This window comes from Flavobacterium collinsii, from assembly GCF_902804485.1.
Classification (GTDB): Bacteria; Bacteroidota; Bacteroidia; order Flavobacteriales; family Flavobacteriaceae; genus Flavobacterium; species Flavobacterium collinsii.
Genome location: NZ_CADCST010000204.1, coordinates 1 through 1,266 on the forward strand (window position 1 = coordinate 1; position 1,266 = coordinate 1,266).

General features: G+C 26.9%; 2 protein-coding genes. Both read right to left on the reverse strand.

Annotation, left to right across the window (positions count from 1 at the left end):
* On the reverse strand, positions 1–193 hold a 193-nt coding region (locus FLA105534_RS23740), incomplete at its 3' end, for a hypothetical protein (protein ID WP_217427743.1).
* Entirely contained in the window at positions 183–1,220 is a 1,038-nt protein-coding gene (locus tag FLA105534_RS23745) for a nucleoid-associated protein (RefSeq protein ID WP_173968543.1), read from the reverse strand. The genes FLA105534_RS23745 and FLA105534_RS23740, both read right to left, overlap by 11 nt.
* Positions 1,221–1,266: the final 46 nt, after the last annotated feature.

The window sequence follows — 1,266 nt, forward strand, 5'->3', positions numbered from 1 at the left end:
CATATTTATTATCTAATAAGGCATTACTTTTACTAAATACGCTATTAATTATCTGAAGAATTGTAGCCTTATCAATATGATTATTGACCTTAAAAGCTAAGGTTCTCCCATCAAATGAAATGGTTTCTACGATTACATTTTCATTAAAAAATATTTGAAAGTTTTCAATAATATTTGAATAATTACTTATCATCTAGCAAGGAGTATTGTTTCTTTATCTGATTAACTAAAGGCTGAGAATTTATTATTATTCGATTATCCTCTAAAACAACGTAATCCTTATTAATTTTACTATAATCAACATTTATTTCCACACCCTCAACTTTCGCTCTTATTGTTACAAGAGTTTTCCACTTTGCAGGGTGTCTTACAAATTCTGTATCTAAAATAATTGAATGTTTTGCAGCATATTCTAAAAAAATCATTTCATTCTGCTCACCGTAAAAATGTTTACCCATCTCTATAAGATTGACAGTTTTATCAGCTTTGGATTTTGCATATTCGTAAACTGCTTTTTGAAAATCATTTTGATTATGATATCGAGGTTTGCCTAACTCATCGGTAGGCAAATCTATAGATTTAATAATTGAAACTAAATTTGAAGTATTTTTATCATTTTTAATATAGCCTGCTGCTAAAACCCATTCCCTAAAATATTTAGAAACCACTCCATCTTGTTGAGTTGTTATTAATGCTAAATAGTTTCTATCATCTTCTGTTTCTGAAAGGATTTGAAGATTAACCCTACATGCCATTGCTATTTTATCAATATTAATATTGTCAGCAGTTATTAATTTATAAGTTCCAGAGATTTTTGAAATATTTATTCCTGCCTTTTGTCTTAACAAAACCACAGTAATATATCTCTTTTCGTCAACTGTGTAGTCCACAAATAAATAATACCCTCCAGTTGCAAACGGCACTTTTTCTATCTTATCCTTCAGATCACTTAAACTTTCAGAAAATTTATAAAACTCATCATTTTCATCAGTTGCTAAATAATCATTTAAACTATTAGTAAAAAGATTACTTTCATTATCCTTAAAATGTGTGTTTTTTAATGAAGAGCTTTCTGTAATAGATTTATGAATTAAAGTTATTAATGCTACCGAAAACTCATCCTCCATCATTACTTCTTGTGATAAATCAAGTTGGGCATCAATTTTTTGAAATTCTTTTTTTATAAAATGAATTGTGTACTTAAGAATTTTTATTTCCATATCTTTTAACAAATCAGTTATTTTTTTTAGATAAAACAATTAAATT

Bases quoted from the DNA above. Each gene is read 5' to 3' on its own strand.
- FLA105534_RS23745 (WP_173968543.1), bottom strand. From the start codon at position 1,220: ATGGAAATAAAAATTCTTAAGTACACAATTCATTTTATAAAAAAAGAA.